This is a genomic window from Lottiidibacillus patelloidae (assembly GCF_002262935.1).
Lineage (GTDB): Bacteria > Bacillota > Bacilli > Bacillales > SA5d-4 > Lottiidibacillus > Lottiidibacillus patelloidae.
In genome coordinates, this window is the sequence record NZ_NPIA01000001.1 from 592,180 (window position 1) to 610,291 (window position 18,112).

Consider the following 18,112-nt stretch of genomic DNA (forward strand, 5'->3'; position numbering starts at 1 on the left):
AATAGGACTGTCCTTTTTTATAAAGCTTGAAATATAGAGAGCAATAATTTGCTTAGGTGATGGGGGAAAAGTAATGCTTGAGATGTTTACAAAGTGGAGAGCTAATAAAAAGCGATCTGATATAGAGCATAACAGCATTGATGCAACACGTGTACCAAACCATGTAGCTATCATTATGGATGGAAATGGAAGATGGGCGAAAAAGCGTAACCTTCCTAGAATTGCTGGTCACGGAGAAGGAATGAAAGTCGTAAAGAAGGTTGCTAAATACTCAAACAAAATTGGTGTGAAAGTGCTAACTGTTTATGCATTTTCAACTGAAAATTGGAAACGACCAAAAACTGAGATAGATTTTATTATGAAACTACCTGAACAGTTTTTAACATCTTTCCTACCTGAGTTAATGGAAGAAGAAATTCAAGTCCGAGTCATTGGGGACTTAAATCATCTACCTAATCATACGAGACAAGCGGTAGAAAAAGCGGTAGAACAAACAAAAAATAATAAGCGATTAATATTAAATTTTGCACTTAATTACGGAAGTCGTGTTGAAATTCTTAATGCTGTAAAAGGGATTTCAGATGATGTGAAAAATAATAATATTGCGTTAGAGGATATAAATGAAGAACTATTTTCAAATTATCTATTAACAAAAGATATTGCAGATCCTGATCTGTTAATTCGGACAAGTGGCGAATTACGTATTAGTAACTTTTTAATGTGGCAAATTGCCTATTCTGAGTTATGGTTCACTGATGTGTTATGGCCTGATTTCGATGAAGAGCATTTAGCAAAAGCAATTCAAGATTATCAGCAAAGAAAAAGACGTTTTGGTGGTTTGCAGTCATAGGAGGTTTACATGAAACAAAGAGTGTTAACAGGAATAATAGCAGGAGCAGCATTTATTGCATTAACTGTATTAGGTGGATATCCATTTGCAATCTTAGTATGTTTAATGGCTATTATCGGATTAAAAGAATTATTAGCAATGAAAAAGAAATCTATTTTCTCATTATCTGGACTAATTAGTGTTCTTATTCTGCTCGTGCTAGTTATTCCTAATGACTACTTTTCACAACTAGATTTACACCTTAATGTGTTCAATATAGTTGTTATCGGTACTTTAGCGTTATTAATCATAACGGTGTTAAGTAAAAACGAATATACTTTTGAAGATGCAGCAGTGTCTTTATTAACTATTTTGTATGTTGGGTACGGTTTTCACGCTTTCCTAGATGTTAGATTAAATGAAAATGGTTTACCAATGTTATTCTTTATTCTATTTATGATATGGGCGACTGATTCTGGGGCTTATTTTGTTGGGAAATCGCTAGGAAAAACAAAACTTTGGCCCGCAATTAGTCCAAACAAAACAATCGAAGGGTCACTAGGGGGAGTCTTTGCTGCTGTAATTGTAGCTGTAGTTTTCCAAATGATCCAACCTTTATTTGATTCAATGGCATATGTATTAGTAATTGCAATTATCGTTGGGGTATCTGGTCAACTTGGAGACCTCATTCAATCAGCATTTAAAAGATATTATGGTGTGAAAGATTCCGGGACTTTATTACCGGGACACGGTGGAATTTTAGACCGTTTTGATAGCACTATTTTTGTTTTTTCTCTTTTATATGTATTACAACTGATATAACTGCATGTACTAATAAGAAAGGAGCAGTGCAATGAAAAAAATTAGCTTATTAGGAGCGACAGGGTCAATCGGAACACAGACATTAGAAGTACTACGCGCTCATCCTGAAAAGCTTTCATTAGTAGCTCTTTCTCTAGGCAGAAACATTTCATTAGGTTTAAGTATTATTAATGAATTTAAGCCGAAACTAGTTTGTGTTTTGGAACAGGAAGATGCAAAAAACTTACAGGAATTAGCTCCTAGTGGTACAAAAATTATATTTGGAGAAGAAGGATTGGTTGAAGTGGCAACCTATCACGAAGCAGATACAGTCGTAAATGCTGTTATTGGTAGTGTTGGCTTACTTCCTACACTCGCTGCAATTAGAGAAAGAAAAAACGTAGCGATAGCCAATAAAGAGACGCTAGTTACAGCTGGTCACCTCGTTATGGGTGAAGCTAACAAATACGGTGTTAACTTATTACCCGTAGACAGTGAACATTCTGCAATTTTTCAATGTTTAAATGGAGATAGAAATAATGATATATCTAGATTAATTTTGACAGCTTCAGGTGGGAGTTTTCGTGATAAAACACGAGAGGAGTTACAAGGTGTTACGATAGAGGATGCACTAAATCATCCGAATTGGTCAATGGGTGCGAAAATTACAATTGATTCAGCAACAATGATGAATAAAGGGTTAGAAGTGATTGAAGCACACTGGCTTTTTAATATGCCTTATGAAAAAATTGATGTACTATTACATAAAGAAAGTATAATTCATTCCTTAGTGGAGTTTTCTGATAATAGTGTTCTGGCTCAGCTTGGTACACCAGATATGAAAGTACCAATCCAATATGCATTAACATATCCTAATCGTTATAATGTAGAAAATTCTGAACAGCTTCAATTATGGCAGTTGGGAACACTTCACTTTGAAAAAATGGATGTCAATCGTTTTAAATGTTTAGACTTTGCATTTGAAGCAGGTCGCATAGGCGGAACAATGCCAACAGTATTAAATGCGGCGAATGAAATTGCAGTAGACCGCTTTTTAAAAGGGGAAATTTCATTTTTAGCAATTGAAGAACTAATTGAAAGAGCAATGGAAATGCATAATGTTTTACCACACCCTTCATTAGAGTTAATTCAAGAGGTAGATCAGAAAACGCGAGAACGTGTAAGATCACTACAAATATAAAGGTGGGGAACGAGAGTGAATACTGTAATATCAATTATTATTATTTTAGGTGCGCTCATATTTTTTCATGAATTAGGTCATTTATGGTTTGCTAAACGAGCAGGAATTTTATGTAGAGAATTTGCAATTGGATTCGGTCCGAAAGTTTTTTCATTTAAAAAGAATGAAACGACATATACAATTCGTTTATTACCTTTAGGTGGATTCGTCCGAATGGCTGGGGAAGATCCAGAAACGGTTGATGTTAAACCTGGTCAACGAATAGGCTTAATATTCAATGAAGCAGGAAAAGTTTCTAAAATTATAATTAACAACAAAGAAAAACATCCCAATGCGAAAATAATCACTGTTGAGAAAGCAGAACTTGAACATAAGCTAATCATTGAAGGACAATCGCTTGATGAAGAAGTAGTAGAATATAAAGTCGATGAACGATGTGACTTTATTATTGATGAACAGCCATACCAAATAGCGCCGTATAATCGTCAGTTTGGTTCAAAAACATTATGGCAGCGTACGCTTGCAATTGCTGCTGGACCATTAATGAACTTTGCTCTAGCTCTCGTTATTCTAGCTGTTTTTGGATATTTGCAAGGTCCGCCTATTGATGAACCTATTTTAGGTGAATTAACGGAAGATGGAGCAGCGGTTCAAGCGGGATTAAAAGAAGGCGATAGAGTCTTACAAATTGAAGAAAATAAAATTGAATCATGGGAAGACTTAGTCAATATCGTTAGTGAAAACCCAGAAAAAGAATTAACATTTTCTATTTTAAGACCTAGCACAGAAGAAGAGATGGAAATCAATGTGACACCAGGCACAAGAGAGATGGAAGATGGCAATACTCGCGGGTATATTGGTGTTTACATGCCAACAGAACAGTTATCCATTTTTGGGGCTATCTATTATGGCTTTGATCAAACTGTTTTTATTACAAAGCTTATTTTTAAAGCTTTAGGTGGATTAGTTACAGGAGATATTGGCTTTGATCAATTATCGGGACCAGTAGGGATTTATAAATTTACCGATGTAGCTGCGCAACAAGGCATTTACGTATTAATGAAATGGGCTGCAATGTTAAGCATTAACTTAGCAATCTTTAACCTATTACCTTTGCCAGCATTAGATGGTGGGCGACTATTATTTTTAGGTGTAGAAGCTGTAAGAGGGAAGCCAATTGATCCACAAAAAGAGGGTATCATTCATTTTATTGGATTTGCCTTATTAATGCTGTTAATGTTAGTAGTCACATGGAATGATATTCAAAAGTTTTTCTTGTAAAATCATCTAACTGAGAGCACCAACGGGATTAGATGTTGAATTGTCAAACTCCGGTGTTCTCGCTTTTTTATTAAAAAGAAGTAGAATTTTGAGGTGGAACTATGAAACAATCACAATTATTTATGCCAACAATGAAAGAAGTACCAACAGGCGCAGACGTAGTAAGCCATCAGTTGTTACTTCGTGCAGGATATATTCGCCAAATAGCTGCAGGTGTATACTCTTATTTACCACTTGCTAAGCGAGTACTTCATAAAGTAGAGACAATTGTCCGAGAAGAACTAGATAAAGTAGGAGCAGTCGAGCTTACAATGCCAGCGATTCACCCTGCTGAGTTATGGCAAGAAACTGGTCGTTGGGATTTATATGGTCCTGAGATGATGCGTTTGCAAGATAGACATGGACGCGACTTTGCGTTAGGGCCAACGCATGAAGAAGTAATTACTAGCTTATTGCGTTCGGAGATTAATTCTTATAAAAAATTACCTTTAACGTTATATCAAATTCAAACAAAATATCGTGACGAGCGTCGTCCTCGCTTTGGCTTGCTACGCGGTCGTGAATTTATTATGAAAGATGCATACTCTTTCCATGCATCGCAAGAAGATGTTGATGCTATGTATGATAAAATGTATCAAGCTTATAGCAATATCTTTACTCGTTGTGGTATTGATTTTCGTCCTGTAATCGCTGACTCTGGTGAAATGGGTGGGAAAGACACGCATGAGTTTATGGCGCTCGCAGATGTTGGAGAAGATACGATTGCCTACTCTGATAGCTCTGATTATGCTGCAAACATTGAAATGGCAGCTGTAAACACAAACTATGTGAAAAGTAATGAAGAATTAAGAGAGCTTGAAAAAGTGAATACAGGTTCAGCAAAAACAATTGAAGAAGTAAGTGAACTGCTAGCAATTTCAAAAGATCGATTGATTAAGTCTTTATTGTATATCGTTGACGAAGAACCTATGCTCATATTAGTTCGTGGAGATCATGAACTTAATGAAATTAAACTAAAGCATGAACTAAATGCTTCAACTGTTGAACTTGCTTCTTCAGAAAAAACGCATGAATTGTTACAAGTAGAAGTTGGAAATGTTGGACCAATTAATATTCCATCTACTATAAAAGTGTATGCCGATCATGCGGTAGCTGCTGTTGTCAATGGTGTTTGTGGTGCGAATGAAAGTGAAATGCACTTTAAGAATGTAAATATTGAGCGAGATGTTGCAACTGTTGAATACGGTGACATCCGTATGATACAAGAAGGTGATGTTTCTCCTGACGGAAAAGGCATCATCAAATTTGCCCGTGGTATTGAAGTTGGACAAGTCTTTAAATTAGGAACTCATTACTCAGAAAAAATGGGCGCATCATTCTTAGATGAAAACGGTAAGTCGAAACCAATGATCATGGGATGTTATGGAATTGGAATTTCTCGTACCGTTTCTGCCATTATTGAACAACATAACGATGAGAATGGAATTGTTTGGCCGAAAGATGTAGCTCCTTATGCTGTTCATGTCATTGCAGTAAATGTGAAAAATGATGAGCAACGTGAACTTTCTGAAGCAGTTTATGAGCGTTTAAAAGGTGTAAGTATCGAAGTGTTATATGATGACCGAAAAGAACGCGCAGGTGTGAAATTTGCTGACTCTGACCTAATTGGTATGCCTATTCGTGTAACAGTAGGAAAGCAAGCTAATGAAGGTATTGTTGAAGTTAAACTGCGTCATAGTGGAGAAACATTTGAAGTTCACGAATCTGAGCTTGTCGAAAAGATTCAACAACTACTTAAGTAAGAAACAAATTTTACAGGTGGTCTTTCAATTCAAGAAACGATAAAATAAAGGTATCTCTTTTTGAGGTGCCTTATTTTTTTCGTTATTAATGAAATTTAAAAATAGATTATTTGAGAGAGAAACAGGAGGACAAAATGATGAGCACAGAAAATGATGTGAAAAATGAAAGATTTCATATTCTCCTCCAACAACTAGGATTGGAAGATTTTCAAACTAATGAGATTTTACGTAGTGGAAAGATAGAAAAACTACAAGTTAATAAGTCAACAAAGGCATGGCATTTTCACTTTAACTTTTCGACAGTCATACCAGCTGAAATGTATCAAGTTTTTAGCGCATCAATGGAAAAATCTTTTGCACATATTGCTACTGTCTCTTTTGAGATTTCGACCGAGACTAAAACTGTTAAAGAAGAAGATGTGAAAAGCTATTGGCCAATCGTTTTAGCAAAATTAACGGAACTTTCACCGTCGCTACTTTCGTTGTTACAAGAACAACGTCCAAAATTAGAAGGCAATAAATTGTCCATAGCGTGTAGAAATGAAACAGAAGCTACGGCATTAAAACGGAAGCTTTCAGAATTAATTAGTTCTGGTTATGAAAAACACGGTTTTCCTAGCTTGTCTTTTGATACGACAGTAGAACATTCTAAACAAGAATATGATCAGTTTATCGAACAGAAGGCAGAAGAAGATCGAACAAAAAGTATGGCGGCAATAATTGAAAAGCAAAAGCAAGCGACGACTAAGTCTGCTGAAAATGCTAAAGTTGAATCCGTTTCTTTAGGCTACTCCATTAAGGATCAACCTGTCAGTATTCAAACGATTCAAGAAGAAGAAGGTAAGATTGCGATCGAAGGGTATGTGTTCTTCGCTGAAACGAGAGAATTGCGCTCGGGTAGAACATTACTAACGTTTAAAATTACAGATTACACGGATTCGATAATGGTTAAGATTTTCTCTCGCGATAAAGATGATGTACCAATTTTAAATGCAATTTCTAAAGGTATGTGGTTAAAAGTTCGTGGTAGTGTTCAAAACGACACCTTTGTTAGAGATCTAGTAATGATTGCAAAAGATATTCAAGAAATTCAACCGCAAGTTCGCATAGATGAAGGACTTGATGGTGAAAAGAGAATTGAGTTACACGCGCATACACATATGAGTACAATGGACGCGGTAATGTCTGCTAGTCAGCTTGTATCTCAAGCAAGTAAATGGGGACATAAGGCAGTTGCAATTACAGATCACGCTGGATTACAAGCTTTTCCTGAAGCTTATTCTACCGGGAAGAAAAATGATATTAAAGTGCTTTATGGTGTGGAAGCTAACCTCGTTGATGATGGTGTACCTGTAGCATACAATGAAGCCCATCGAGATCTTGTCGAAGCGACATATGTCGTTTTCGACGTCGAGACAACTGGTTTATCTGCTGTTTACGATACAATCATTGAACTTGCCGCAGTCAAAGTAAAAGGTAATGAGATTATTGATAAATTTGAGTCATTTGCAAACCCTCATCACCCACTTTCGCAAATTACGACTGATCTTACTGGGATTACAGATGAAATGGTAGAAAATGCCCCAGAAGTCGAAGAAGTACTTAGGAAGTTCCACGCTTGGATTGGTGATGATATTTTAGTAGCACATAATGCGAGCTTTGATATGGGGTTCTTAAACGAAGGTTATCGCAAGATAGGATTAGGGAAAGCAGAAAATCCGGTCATTGATACGTTAGAACTTGGGCGCTTTTTATACCCGCAATTTAAAAATCATCGCTTAAACACGTTATGTAAGAAGTTTGACATTGAATTAACGCAACATCACCGAGCGATTTACGATGCAGAAGCTACAGGACATTTACTATTAAAAATGTTAAAGGATGTTAAAGAAAAAGGTATCGTTTTCCACGATGAAATTAATGAAAAATCAAAAAGTGAAACAGCTTACCAACGATCTAGACCGTCACACTGTATTTTGTTTGCGCAAAATGAAGTAGGGTTAAAAAATCTGTTTAAACTTGTATCATTCTCGCACATCAATTATTTCTATCGTGTCCCACGTATTCCACGATCTGTTCTAAGTAAATATCGCGAAGGTATTTTAGTTGGATCAGGATGTGATAAAGGGGAAGTTTTTGAAGGAATGATGCAAAAAAATCCAGAGGAAGTTGAAGAGATTGCTAAATTTTATGACTATCTCGAGATTCAGCCTTTGGAAAACTATCAGCATTTATTAGAAATGGATTTGATCCATGATGAACATTCTTTGCGTGAAATAGTAGCCAATATTGTTAAGTTAGGTGAAAAACTAAATAAGCCGGTTGTTGCAACTGGAAATGCTCATTATATTAATCCTGTTGATAAAACATATCGTCAAATCTTAATAGGCTCTCAAGGTGGGGCTAACCCATTAAATCGACATAAGCTACCTGATGTGCATTTTAGAACTACAAATGAAATGCTAGAATGTATGTCGTTTTTAGGCAAAGAAAAAGCGAAAGAAGTTGTTATAACAAATCCGCAAATAGTCTCAGACCTAATAGAAGATGTGAAGCCGATAAGAGATGAACTATATACACCAAAGATTGAAGGCGCTAATGAAGAGATACGTGAAATGACTTACTCGATGGCTCGTAGCATTTATGGAGAAGACTTGCCAGAAATTGTCGAAGCGCGAATAGAGAAAGAGCTAAAAAGCATTATTGGTCACGGATTTGCTGTTATTTATTTAATATCGGCAAAACTCGTAAAAAAATCGCTTAATGACGGATATCTCGTTGGTTCACGTGGATCTGTAGGTTCTTCTTTTGTCGCAACGATGACAGAAATTACAGAAGTAAACCCATTACCTCCGCACTACGTTTGTCCGAATTGTAAGCATTCGCATTTCTTCGATGATGGTTCTGTCGGGTCCGGCTACGACCTTCCTGATAAGGATTGTGAAAAGTGTGGAACAAACTATACAAAAGACGGACAAGATATTCCGTTCGAAACATTCCTTGGCTTTAAAGGAGACAAGGTACCCGATATCGATCTAAACTTTTCTGGAGAGTATCAGCCGCGAGCACATAATTACACAAAAGAACTGTTTGGTGAAGAGTATGTATATCGTGCGGGAACAATTGGTACAGTTGCTGAAAAGACAGCGTATGGGTATGTTAAAGGCTATGCAGGAGACCATGACATAAACTGGCGAAGTGCCGAGGTTGATCGTTTAGTTGCCGGATGTACTGGTGTAAAAAGAACAACAGGTCAACATCCTGGAGGAATTATTGTAGTTCCAGATTACATGGACATTTACGATTTTTCACCAATTCAATTTCCTGCAGATGATAAAACTAGTGAATGGAAAACGACACATTTTGATTTTCACTCGATTCACGATAATTTGTTAAAGCTTGATATACTAGGGCACGATGACCCAACTGTAATTCGAATGCTACAAGACTTAAGTGGGATTGATCCGAAAACAATACCTGCTAGTGATCCCGAAGTAATGAAGTTATTTGGAGGAACAGAGTCTCTTGGCGTCACGCCAGAACAAATTATGACGAAAACAGGAACACTAGCAATCCCTGAATTCGGAACAAGATTCGTAAGACAAATGCTTGAAGAAACAAAGCCGACAACGTTTTCCGAATTAGTTCAGATTTCTGGATTATCACATGGAACTGATGTATGGCTCGGAAATGCTAATGAACTTATTTATAATGGAACGTGTGAGCTAAAAGATGTAATTGGATGTCGTGACGACATCATGGTTTATCTTATTTATAAAGGTTTAGAACCTTCATTAGCCTTTAAGATCATGGAGTTTGTTCGTAAAGGAAAAGGGCTGCAAGATGAGTGGATAGACGAAATGAAGAAGCACAATGTACCTGACTGGTATATTGATTCATGTAATAAAATAAAGTATATGTTCCCGAAAGCACATGCTGCGGCTTATGTACTGATGGCTGTAAGGATTGCATATTTTAAAGTTCATCACCCAATTTTATTTTATGCAGCATATTTTACTGTCCGAGCTGATGATTTTGATGTCGATGCAATGGCGAAAGGTTCTACAGCTTTAAGAGCAAGAATTGAAGAAATTAATGGCAAAGGACTAGACGCTGCACCGAAAGAAAAAAGTTTATTAACAGTTCTCGAGGTTTGCCTAGAAATGTGTGAACGTGGATTCCGCTTCCAAAGAGTTGATTTATATCGTTCTAGTGCAACGGACTTTATCGTTGATGGGGATTCGTTAATTCCACCGTTCAATTCAATTCCTGGATTAGGAACAAATGCTGCCCTTAATATCGTAAATGCTCGTGAGAATGGGGAATTTTTATCAAAAGAAGACTTACAACAACGTAGTAAAATTTCAAAAACAGTACTAGAGTATTTGGATAGCCAAGGTTGTCTAGAAGGTTTACCTGAAGCGAACCAGTTATCGTTGTTCTAATGGGATTTGTTGCAAGAAACCTATGGTTATGGTATATTTAACTTGGGTATACTATCAATAGACGCGAAAAAAGAGTGGGGAAACCCACTCTTTCGTTTTTGTAAAAAAGAAAAAATGTTCCAATTAAAGAAAAAAGGGGGAACAAGAGTGAGCTCTAAAGCAACAGATGTTACAGAGCAACTAGTAAAACCAATTCTTGAAGAATTGAACCTCGAATTAGTCGATGTTGAATTTGTGAAGGAAGGAAAGAACTGGTTCTTACGTGTTTATATTGACTCAGCAACCGGAGTAGATATAGAGGATTGCGGTAAAGTAAGTGAAAAATTAAGTGAACTATTAGATGAACATGACCCTATAACACAAGCGTATTTTCTAGAAGTGTCATCCCCAGGAGCAGAAAGACCTCTGAAGAAAGAAAAGGACTTCTACAATGCTGTTGGGAAGAATGTTCACGTTAAGCTTTATGAACCGATTGAAGGAGCAAAAGCTTTTGAAGGGGAACTTACACAATTTAACGGTGAGACATTATTTATTACTGTTAAAGTGAAAGCGATAGCAAAAAAATTTGAAATACCTTTAGATAAGGTTGCTAGTGCAAGACTGGCAGTTGTTTTCAATTAAGAAGGGGAGAACGAAATAATGAGCAGTGAATTGTTAGATGCATTAACACTTTTAGAAAAAGAAAAAGGAATCGACAAAGAAATTATCATTGAAGCTTTAGAAGCTGCCTTAGTATCGGCATATAAAAAGAATTTTAATCAGGCGCAAAATGTTCGTGTCGATTTCAATCGTGATACTGGACAAATTCGTGTCTTCGCTCGTAAAGATGTAGTGGAAGAGGTTTTAGACACGACGACTGAAATTTCACTTGCTGAAGCTAGATCGATGGATCCTGCATATAATTTAGAAGATGTAGTAGAACTTGAAGTTACACCTAAAGACTTTGGACGAATTGCTGCTCAAAATGCGAAACAAGTGGTTACACAACGTGTACGTGAAGCGGAACGTGGTGTCATTTATTCTGAATTTATTGAACGTGAAGAAGATATTATGACGGGAATTGTTCAACGTCAAGATGCTCGTTTTATTTACGTAAACTTAGGGAAGATTGAGGCATTATTACCTGCATCTGAACAAATGCCTAATGAGCGATACAATGCACACGATCGTATTAAAGTATTAATTACTAAAGTTGAAAACACAACGAAAGGGCCACAAGTATACGTTTCTCGTACACACCCAGGTCTTTTAAAGCGTTTGTTTGAATTAGAAGTTCCTGAAATTTTTGACGGGACAGTGGAATTACGTAGCGTTGCTCGTGAAGCTGGGGATCGTTCGAAAATTGCTGTTTATGCAGAAAATGCTGATGTTGATCCAGTTGGCTCTTGTGTTGGTCAAAAAGGTGTTCGCGTACAAGCAATTGTTGATGAATTAAAAGGTGAGAAAATTGATATCGTACGTTGGTCTGAAGATACTGTGGAATATGTGGCAAATGCACTTAGCCCTTCAAAAGTATTAAAGGTTGATGTTAATGAAGAAGATAAAGCAACGTTAGTAATTGTTCCTGACTATCAATTGTCATTAGCTATTGGTAAAAGAGGGCAAAATGCACGCTTAGCTGCTAAACTTACTGGTTGGAAAATTGATATTAAGAGTGAGACAGAAGCGAGAGAATTAGGGCTTCTGACTGATGAAGATGTTATCGTAGAAAGAGATTAAATGTGAGAGGTGAAATCGGATGCAAAAGCGCAAAATCCCATTACGTAAATGTGTTGTGACACAAGAAATGAAACCTAAACAAGAAATGATTCGCGTTGTCCGCTCACCTGAAGGAATTGTTTCCGTAGATCCAACAGGCAAGAAGGCTGGCCGTGGTACATATTTGACGAAAACGGTTGAAGTAATTAATTTAGCAAAACAGAGAAATGTTCTAGGAAAGCAATTACAAGCTAATGTTGATCCTTCTGTTTATGAAGATTTAATCAATCTTGTTGGAAATGAAAGTTGATTGCGATGGAGAAATGGCTATCAATTCTTGGACTCGCATATCGGGCACGAAAAATCATTTCTGGCGAAGAGCTAGTAATCAAGGATGTTCGGAACAAAAATGCGAAATTAGTTTTACTAGCTGAAGACGGTTCGCAGAATACGAAGAAAAAAGTGATGGATAAATGTACGTTTTATAATGTGCCGTTTCGAATCGTTACAGATAGACAACGTTTAGGGAAGGCAATCGGGAAAAGTGAGCGTGTCGTTGTTGGGGTAAATGATCAAGGCTTTGCAACGAAATTAATAGCTTTACTCGATGAATAAACTCGGGGGTGAATGTATGAGCAAAATACGTGTATATGAATACGCAAAAGAAAAGAACGTTTCAAGTAAAGAAGTAATTACAAAGTTAAAGGAATTAAACATTCCAGTTTCCAATCATATGTCTACAATTGATAATGATGTTATTCAAAAGTTAGATAGTAAAATTGCTAGTGCAACAAAGGAAAAGGCAGCAAAGCAAGAAAATAACAAGCCTGATTCTAAGCAACAAGCTACTAACCAAAATAATGCGAAAAAACCTACAAATCAAGGTAATAAACAACCTAGTAACCAGGGTGCTAAAAACACTTCAAACAAGCCAGCTGGGAATACCAACCGACCAGGTGGACAAAACAATAACAATCGCCCGGGAAATAACAATCGTCCGAACAACAATAATCGTCCAAACAACAATAATCGAAACAATAACAAAAATAAGCAAAAGCCTAATAAAGGTGCTCAACAACAACAACAAGTTCAACAGCCTAAAAAAGTGGAAATGCCTTCTAAAATTACGTTTACTGGCTCTTTAACTGTTGGTGAGCTTGCGAAGAAAATTCACAAAGAACCTACAGAAATTATTAAAAAGCTATTTATGCTTGGAACGATGGCGACAATTAATCAAGAACTTGATGCAGACTCAATTGAATTAATTGCAGGCGAATATGGTGTTGAGGTAGAAGAAGAAATCATCCTTGAAAACACTGACTTCGCAAAATACGAAATGGATGAAAAGGAAGAAGACTTACAAATTCGTCCACCAGTCGTTACTATTATGGGTCACGTTGACCATGGTAAAACTACATTATTAGACTCGATTCGTAACACAAAAGTAACAGCTGGAGAAGCTGGTGGAATTACGCAGCATATCGGTGCTTATCAAATTGAGGAGCAAGGTAAGAAGATTACATTCCTTGATACACCTGGTCACGCCGCATTTACTACAATGCGTGCACGTGGAGCACAAGTAACTGATATTACAATTCTAGTTGTTGCAGCTGATGATGGAGTAATGCCACAAACGATTGAAGCGATTAATCATGCGAAAGCAGCTGAAGTTCCTATTATCGTTGCAGTTAATAAAATGGATAAAGAGGGCGCTAACCCTGACCGAGTGATGCAAGAACTTACGGAACACGGTTTAGTTTCAGAAGAGTGGGGTGGAGACACAATCTTCACTAAGCTATCTGCGATTAAAGGTGAAGGTATTGATGAATTACTGGAAATGATACTGTTAGTTGCTGAAGTAGAAGAATATAAAGCAAATCCTAATCGACTTGCTGCTGGTACGGTAATTGAGGCAGAACTTGATAAAGGAAAAGGTGCTGTAGCGACTTTACTAGTTCAAAACGGTACATTGAGAGTTGGAGATCCAATCGTTGTAGGTAATGCATTCGGTCGTGTTCGTGCAATGGTTAATGATTTAGGTCGCCGCGTGAAAGCAGCACCACCTTCAACACCTGTAGAAATTACTGGATTAAATGAAGTTCCTCATGCTGGGGATCAATTCCTTGTATTCCAGGATGAAAAACAAGCACGTGCAGTTGGTGAAGCTCGTGCTACAAAACAACGAGAAGAAGATCGTGGAGAAAAATCTAAAGTTAGCTTAGATGATCTATTCAACAAAATCAAAGAAGGCGAAATGAAAGAAATTAACGTCATCGTTAAAGCAGACGTACAAGGTTCTGTTGAAGCAATGGCAGCTTCCCTTCAAAAGATAGATGTAGAAGGTGTGAAAATTAACATCATTCATACGGGTGTTGGGGCAATTACAGAATCAGATATTATTTTAGCTTCTGCTTCTAGTGCAATCGTAATCGGATTTAATGTTCGCCCTGATGTAAATGCTAAGCGTACTGCAGATGTAGAAGATGTTGATGTACGTCTTCACCGTATTATTTATAAGGCGATTGAAGAAATGGAAGCGGCTATGAAGGGTATGCTTGACCCAGAATACGAAGAAAAAGTAATTGGTCAAGTACAAGTACGTGAAATCTTCAAAGTTTCTAAAGTTGGAACAATTGCTGGATGTTACGTAACTGAAGGAAAAGTAACACGTGACTCAAGTGTTCGTCTTATCCGTGATGGTATCGTTGTTTATGAAGGTGAACTTGATACACTTCGCAGATTTAAGGATGATGTGAAGGAAGTTGCACAAAACTATGAGTGTGGTATTACATTAGAGAAATTCAATGATATTAAAGAAGGCGATATAATCGAAGCTTACGTTATGGAAGAAATTAAACGTAAATGATAGGATTTGTTCGCTGTGAATGCATATTATATAATCTGCACTCATTAAAAGATAAACGCTCTGTGTTAAAAAGACTTATGAACCGCATTTCACAAAGTGGTAATATCGCATTAACTGAGGCTGATTTCCATGATTTGTGGCAGCGGACAGCTTTAGAAATGGTAACTGTTTCTAAAGATAAAGTTCAAGCTGAAAAAGAGCTTAATCGTGCTTTAAAAATTATTGATTCTCACGGAGATTTGGAAAGAACAGTTACTCACTTTGAGTGGTTATAATGAAGCGAGGTGTTGCAACATGAGCAAAATTCGTGCAAACCGCATCGGCGAACAGATGAAAAAAGAACTTGGGGATATTATTGGACGTAAATTAAAAGATCCTCGAGTAGGCTTTGTCACTGTTACTGCTGTTGATGTTACAGGAGACTTGCAACAAGCAACTGTATTTATTACAGTACTTGGAGATAGTGAACAAAAAGAAGCTACGCTCGGAGCTTTAATAAAAGCTACCGGATTTATTCGTTCAGAAATTGGTAAGCGTGTTCGATTAAGAAAGACACCAGAATTATCTTTCCAATTTGATGAATCGATTGAATATGGTAATAAAATTGAACGTCTTTTAGGAGATTTAAATAAAGAGTAAATGATTGGGGATAGACATTTCGTCTATCCTTTTCTTTAATAAATCGATATAAAAAGATAAAGTAAAAGTGGAACCACGGAAAGGCTTCACCGAAAGGTTCGCCAATTCGTGCTTTTTTATTAAAGGAGGATCCTAAATGGAACAGTACAATGGTGTTTTACCGTTGCACAAGCCAAGAGGTATGACGTCCCATGATTGTGTTGCGATTATTAGAAGGATGCTTAAGACGCGTAAAGTTGGTCATACAGGAACACTAGATCCAGAAGTAAATGGCGTCTTGCCAATTTGTATCGGGAAGGCAACCAAAATAGTTCAATACGTAACAGATTTTCCAAAAGAATACGAAGCGGAAATTTCACTTGGGAAATCAACAACGACTGAAGATCAAACTGGAGAAACAGTCGAGGAAGTAGCGGTAACTAATTCTTTTACAAAAGAAGAGATTAATGCTGTATTACAAAAGTTCACTGGTGAAATTACTCAAATTCCTCCAATGTATTCTGCAGTAAAAGTAAACGGTAGAAAACTTTATGAATATGCAAGGGCTGGAGAAACAGTAGAAAGACCAGAACGGACAATTAAGATACATAATATTGAACTTCTAGACAATACAGAAATTTTTTCGGGTAATCCTTTAACATTTTCTATACGTGTTGCATGCAGTAAAGGGACTTACATTAGAACGTTAGCTACTGACATTGGAAAAGCCTTAGGGTATCCAGCGCACATGTCTTCACTTGTAAGAACAGCTTCAGGTCCGTTTACATTAGAAGATACATTTACGTTTGAGCAGTTAGAAGAGTTACTAAAAGAAGATAATCATGGTTTTTTAGTGTCAGTTGAAGAAGCGCTTAAACACTTTCCTAAATGGGTTGTAAATGATAAACTTGCACTTAAGATTAGTAATGGGGCTGTGCTAGAAATAACAGAGGACTTGCCTGAAAAATTTGTTGTTTATGATGAAAGCGGACGTTGTTTAGCTATCTACCAAAAACATCCAACAAAAACAGGATTAATTAAGCCCGAAAAAGTATTTAGTTAGTAGGTGGAATCGTGGAAACATACAACATCACTCATCCACATGAATTTATAGAAGAGATGAAACCAAAAGTAATCGCATTAGGATTTTTTGACGGCGTTCATCTAGGACATCAAAAAGTCATTAACACTGCCGTTAATACAGCGAATGTAAGAGGTGTAGAAGCTGCTGTTATGACCTTCCATCCTCATCCTTTAGTAGTTTTGAGTAATGGGAAAAGAGAAGTTGAATACCTAACTCCGCTTCAAGAAAAATTAAAAAGAATTGCTTCATTAGGTGTACATAAATGCTATGTAATAAAATTTGATAAAGACTTTGCAAAGCTAACACCACAACAGTTTGTAGACCAATATATCATTGCATTAAATACAGTACATGTTGTCGCCGGTTTTGATTTTAGTTATGGATCACTTGGCAGAGGAACAATGGAGACATTACCTTTTCATTCTAGAGGGGCCTTTGATCAAACAGAAATCGGTAAAGTTGTCAAAAGTGATGAAAAAATAAGTTCAACTTTAATAAGGTCACTTATTATTGATGGCAAAGTAAGTGATGTTGTGGACTACTTAGGTCGTTTCTACGAAGTTGAAGGGACCGTAATCAAAGGTGAACAACGAGGCAGGCAACTTGGTTTTCCTACAGCTAATATTAAGTTAGATGAAAACTACATATGTCCAAAAAATGGCGTTTATAGTGTAAATGTACTCGTTGAAGGGGAATGGTATAAAGGCGTATGTAATATAGGGAAAAAGCCAACATTTCACGATACATTTGAACAAACGGTAGAAGTGCACATCCTTGATTTTTCCGAAGATATATATGGGAAAACAGTAAAAATAACTTGGTTAACAAGACTAAGAGATGAAAAAAAGTTTTCTTCAATCGACGAACTCTTGGGACAAATTAAGCAAGATATAAAGGATACGGAGCAGTTTTTCAAGAATAGGAAATAAAATGAACTTGCAATTTGTTACGAAAAACTGTATTCTATTGTTTGTACATGATTATTCATGGCAACCTTTGCTTGGCATAGCGATTCACCAACGCATGCGAGGTAACTGGGGATTTTAATATTGAGGAGGTGAACAGGATGGCAATCACAAAAGAACGTAAAAACGAATTAATCAATGAGTTCAAAACTCACGAGGGTGACACTGGTTCTCCAGAGGTCCAAATCGCTATCCTAACAGAAAACATTAATACGTTAAACGATCACTTACGCACTCACAAGAAGGATCACCATTCACGTCGTGGTCTTTTAAAGATGGTTGGTAAGCGTCGTAACTTATTAGCGTATTTACGTAATAAGGACGTATCACGTTACCGTGACCTTATTAACAAACTTGGATTACGTCGATAATGACAAGCAAAAGCGGGGATTTTTTTCCCGCTTTTTTGTTATATTTTGCATAATGGAAATCCTTAGTAACAGTGGTTTGAATTACCTAATATTTAACCGTTATACTTAAGGATATACTAATAATAAATGAAGAAAAGCTCGAGAGGAGTAC

16 protein-coding genes are annotated in these 18,112 nt (G+C 36.8%); all 16 read left to right on the forward strand.

Annotated elements, in window-relative coordinates; genetic code table 11:
* Positions 1 to 73: 73 nt before the first annotated feature.
* The 16 genes from CIB95_RS03280 (at position 74) to rpsO (ending at position 17,961) form a co-directional block, all read left to right on the forward strand.
* Positions 74 to 850 carry an isoprenyl transferase gene (locus CIB95_RS03280; RefSeq protein WP_094921739.1) on the forward strand — a complete coding sequence of 259 codons (777 nt, stop codon included), beginning with the start codon at positions 74 to 76 and terminating at the stop codon, positions 848 to 850.
* A 9-nt stretch (positions 851 to 859) separates the two neighbouring features.
* Positions 860 to 1,651, forward strand: a complete 792-nt coding sequence (locus tag CIB95_RS03285; protein ID WP_094921742.1) for a phosphatidate cytidylyltransferase — start codon at positions 860 to 862, stop codon at positions 1,649 to 1,651.
* A 31-nt stretch (positions 1,652 to 1,682) separates the two neighbouring features.
* Positions 1,683 to 2,831 carry a 1-deoxy-D-xylulose-5-phosphate reductoisomerase gene (gene dxr, locus CIB95_RS03290; RefSeq protein WP_094921745.1) on the forward strand — a complete coding sequence of 383 codons (1,149 nt, stop codon included), beginning with the start codon at positions 1,683 to 1,685 and terminating at the stop codon, positions 2,829 to 2,831.
* A 15-nt stretch (positions 2,832 to 2,846) separates the two neighbouring features.
* The gene (gene rseP / locus CIB95_RS03295) at positions 2,847 to 4,112 is read left to right on the forward strand and encodes an RIP metalloprotease RseP (RefSeq protein WP_094921748.1); all 1,266 of its coding nucleotides are present in this window, start codon (positions 2,847 to 2,849) and stop codon (positions 4,110 to 4,112) included.
* 101 nt (positions 4,113 to 4,213) lie between these two features.
* The gene (locus CIB95_RS03300; RefSeq protein WP_094921751.1) at positions 4,214 to 5,914 is read left to right on the forward strand and encodes a proline--tRNA ligase; all 1,701 of its coding nucleotides are present in this window, start codon (positions 4,214 to 4,216) and stop codon (positions 5,912 to 5,914) included.
* 137 nt (positions 5,915 to 6,051) lie between these two features.
* Entirely contained in the window at positions 6,052 to 10,359 is a 4,308-nt protein-coding gene (locus tag CIB95_RS03305; protein WP_094921754.1) for a PolC-type DNA polymerase III, read from the forward strand.
* A gap of 147 nt (positions 10,360 to 10,506) precedes the next feature.
* Positions 10,507 to 10,980: a ribosome maturation factor RimP gene (rimP, locus tag CIB95_RS03310; RefSeq protein WP_142296458.1), complete on the forward strand. Its 474-nt coding sequence runs from the start codon at positions 10,507 to 10,509 to the stop codon at positions 10,978 to 10,980.
* 18 nt (positions 10,981 to 10,998) lie between these two features.
* Positions 10,999 to 12,078 (forward strand): transcription termination factor NusA, encoded by a 1,080-nt coding sequence (nusA, locus tag CIB95_RS03315; RefSeq protein ID WP_094921757.1) that lies wholly within the window; start codon positions 10,999 to 11,001, stop codon positions 12,076 to 12,078.
* A gap of 19 nt (positions 12,079 to 12,097) precedes the next feature.
* Positions 12,098 to 12,367: an RNase P modulator RnpM gene (gene rnpM / locus CIB95_RS03320; RefSeq protein ID WP_094921760.1), complete on the forward strand. Its 270-nt coding sequence runs from the start codon at positions 12,098 to 12,100 to the stop codon at positions 12,365 to 12,367.
* A 5-nt stretch (positions 12,368 to 12,372) separates the two neighbouring features.
* Positions 12,373 to 12,672, forward strand: a complete 300-nt coding sequence (locus tag CIB95_RS03325; protein WP_094922165.1) for a YlxQ family RNA-binding protein — start codon at positions 12,373 to 12,375, stop codon at positions 12,670 to 12,672.
* Between the two features lie 16 nt (positions 12,673 to 12,688).
* Positions 12,689 to 14,923: a translation initiation factor IF-2 gene (infB, locus tag CIB95_RS03330; RefSeq protein WP_094921763.1), complete on the forward strand. Its 2,235-nt coding sequence runs from the start codon at positions 12,689 to 12,691 to the stop codon at positions 14,921 to 14,923.
* A complete protein-coding gene (locus CIB95_RS03335) occupies positions 14,920 to 15,198 on the forward strand; it encodes a DUF503 domain-containing protein (RefSeq protein ID WP_094921766.1) in 279 nt (92 codons plus the stop codon). The genes infB and CIB95_RS03335 overlap by 4 nt, the downstream gene beginning before the upstream one ends.
* A 19-nt stretch (positions 15,199 to 15,217) precedes the next feature.
* Entirely contained in the window at positions 15,218 to 15,562 is a 345-nt protein-coding gene (rbfA, locus tag CIB95_RS03340) for a 30S ribosome-binding factor RbfA (protein WP_094921769.1), read from the forward strand.
* A gap of 136 nt (positions 15,563 to 15,698) precedes the next feature.
* Positions 15,699 to 16,604, forward strand: a complete 906-nt coding sequence (gene truB, locus CIB95_RS03345; protein WP_094921772.1) for a tRNA pseudouridine(55) synthase TruB — start codon at positions 15,699 to 15,701, stop codon at positions 16,602 to 16,604.
* A gap of 11 nt (positions 16,605 to 16,615) precedes the next feature.
* Positions 16,616 to 17,554 (forward strand): bifunctional riboflavin kinase/FAD synthetase, encoded by a 939-nt coding sequence (locus CIB95_RS03350; RefSeq protein WP_094921775.1) that lies wholly within the window; start codon positions 16,616 to 16,618, stop codon positions 17,552 to 17,554.
* Positions 17,555 to 17,691: 137 nt separating this feature from the next.
* On the forward strand, positions 17,692 to 17,961 hold the full coding sequence (gene rpsO, locus CIB95_RS03355; protein ID WP_094921777.1) for a 30S ribosomal protein S15: 270 nt from the start codon (positions 17,692 to 17,694) through the stop codon (positions 17,959 to 17,961).
* The last annotated feature ends 151 nt before the right edge of the window (positions 17,962 to 18,112 follow it).

Bases quoted from the DNA above. Each gene is read 5' to 3' on its own strand.
- CIB95_RS03280 (WP_094921739.1), top strand. From the start codon at position 74: ATGCTTGAGATGTTTACAAAGTGGAGAGCTAATAAAAAGCGATCTGAT.
- CIB95_RS03285 (WP_094921742.1), top strand. From the start codon at position 860: ATGAAACAAAGAGTGTTAACAGGAATAATAGCAGGAGCAGCATTTATT.
- dxr (WP_094921745.1), top strand. From the start codon at position 1,683: ATGAAAAAAATTAGCTTATTAGGAGCGACAGGGTCAATCGGAACACAG.
- CIB95_RS03300 (WP_094921751.1), top strand. From the start codon at position 4,214: ATGAAACAATCACAATTATTTATGCCAACAATGAAAGAAGTACCAACA.
- CIB95_RS03305 (WP_094921754.1), top strand. From the start codon at position 6,052: ATGAGCACAGAAAATGATGTGAAAAATGAAAGATTTCATATTCTCCTC.
- nusA (WP_094921757.1), top strand. From the start codon at position 10,999: ATGAGCAGTGAATTGTTAGATGCATTAACACTTTTAGAAAAAGAAAAA.
- rnpM (WP_094921760.1), top strand. From the start codon at position 12,098: ATGCAAAAGCGCAAAATCCCATTACGTAAATGTGTTGTGACACAAGAA.
- CIB95_RS03325 (WP_094922165.1), top strand. From the start codon at position 12,373: ATGGAGAAATGGCTATCAATTCTTGGACTCGCATATCGGGCACGAAAA.
- infB (WP_094921763.1), top strand. From the start codon at position 12,689: ATGAGCAAAATACGTGTATATGAATACGCAAAAGAAAAGAACGTTTCA.
- CIB95_RS03335 (WP_094921766.1), top strand. From the start codon at position 14,920: ATGATAGGATTTGTTCGCTGTGAATGCATATTATATAATCTGCACTCA.
- rbfA (WP_094921769.1), top strand. From the start codon at position 15,218: ATGAGCAAAATTCGTGCAAACCGCATCGGCGAACAGATGAAAAAAGAA.
- truB (WP_094921772.1), top strand. From the start codon at position 15,699: ATGGAACAGTACAATGGTGTTTTACCGTTGCACAAGCCAAGAGGTATG.
- rpsO (WP_094921777.1), top strand. From the start codon at position 17,692: ATGGCAATCACAAAAGAACGTAAAAACGAATTAATCAATGAGTTCAAA.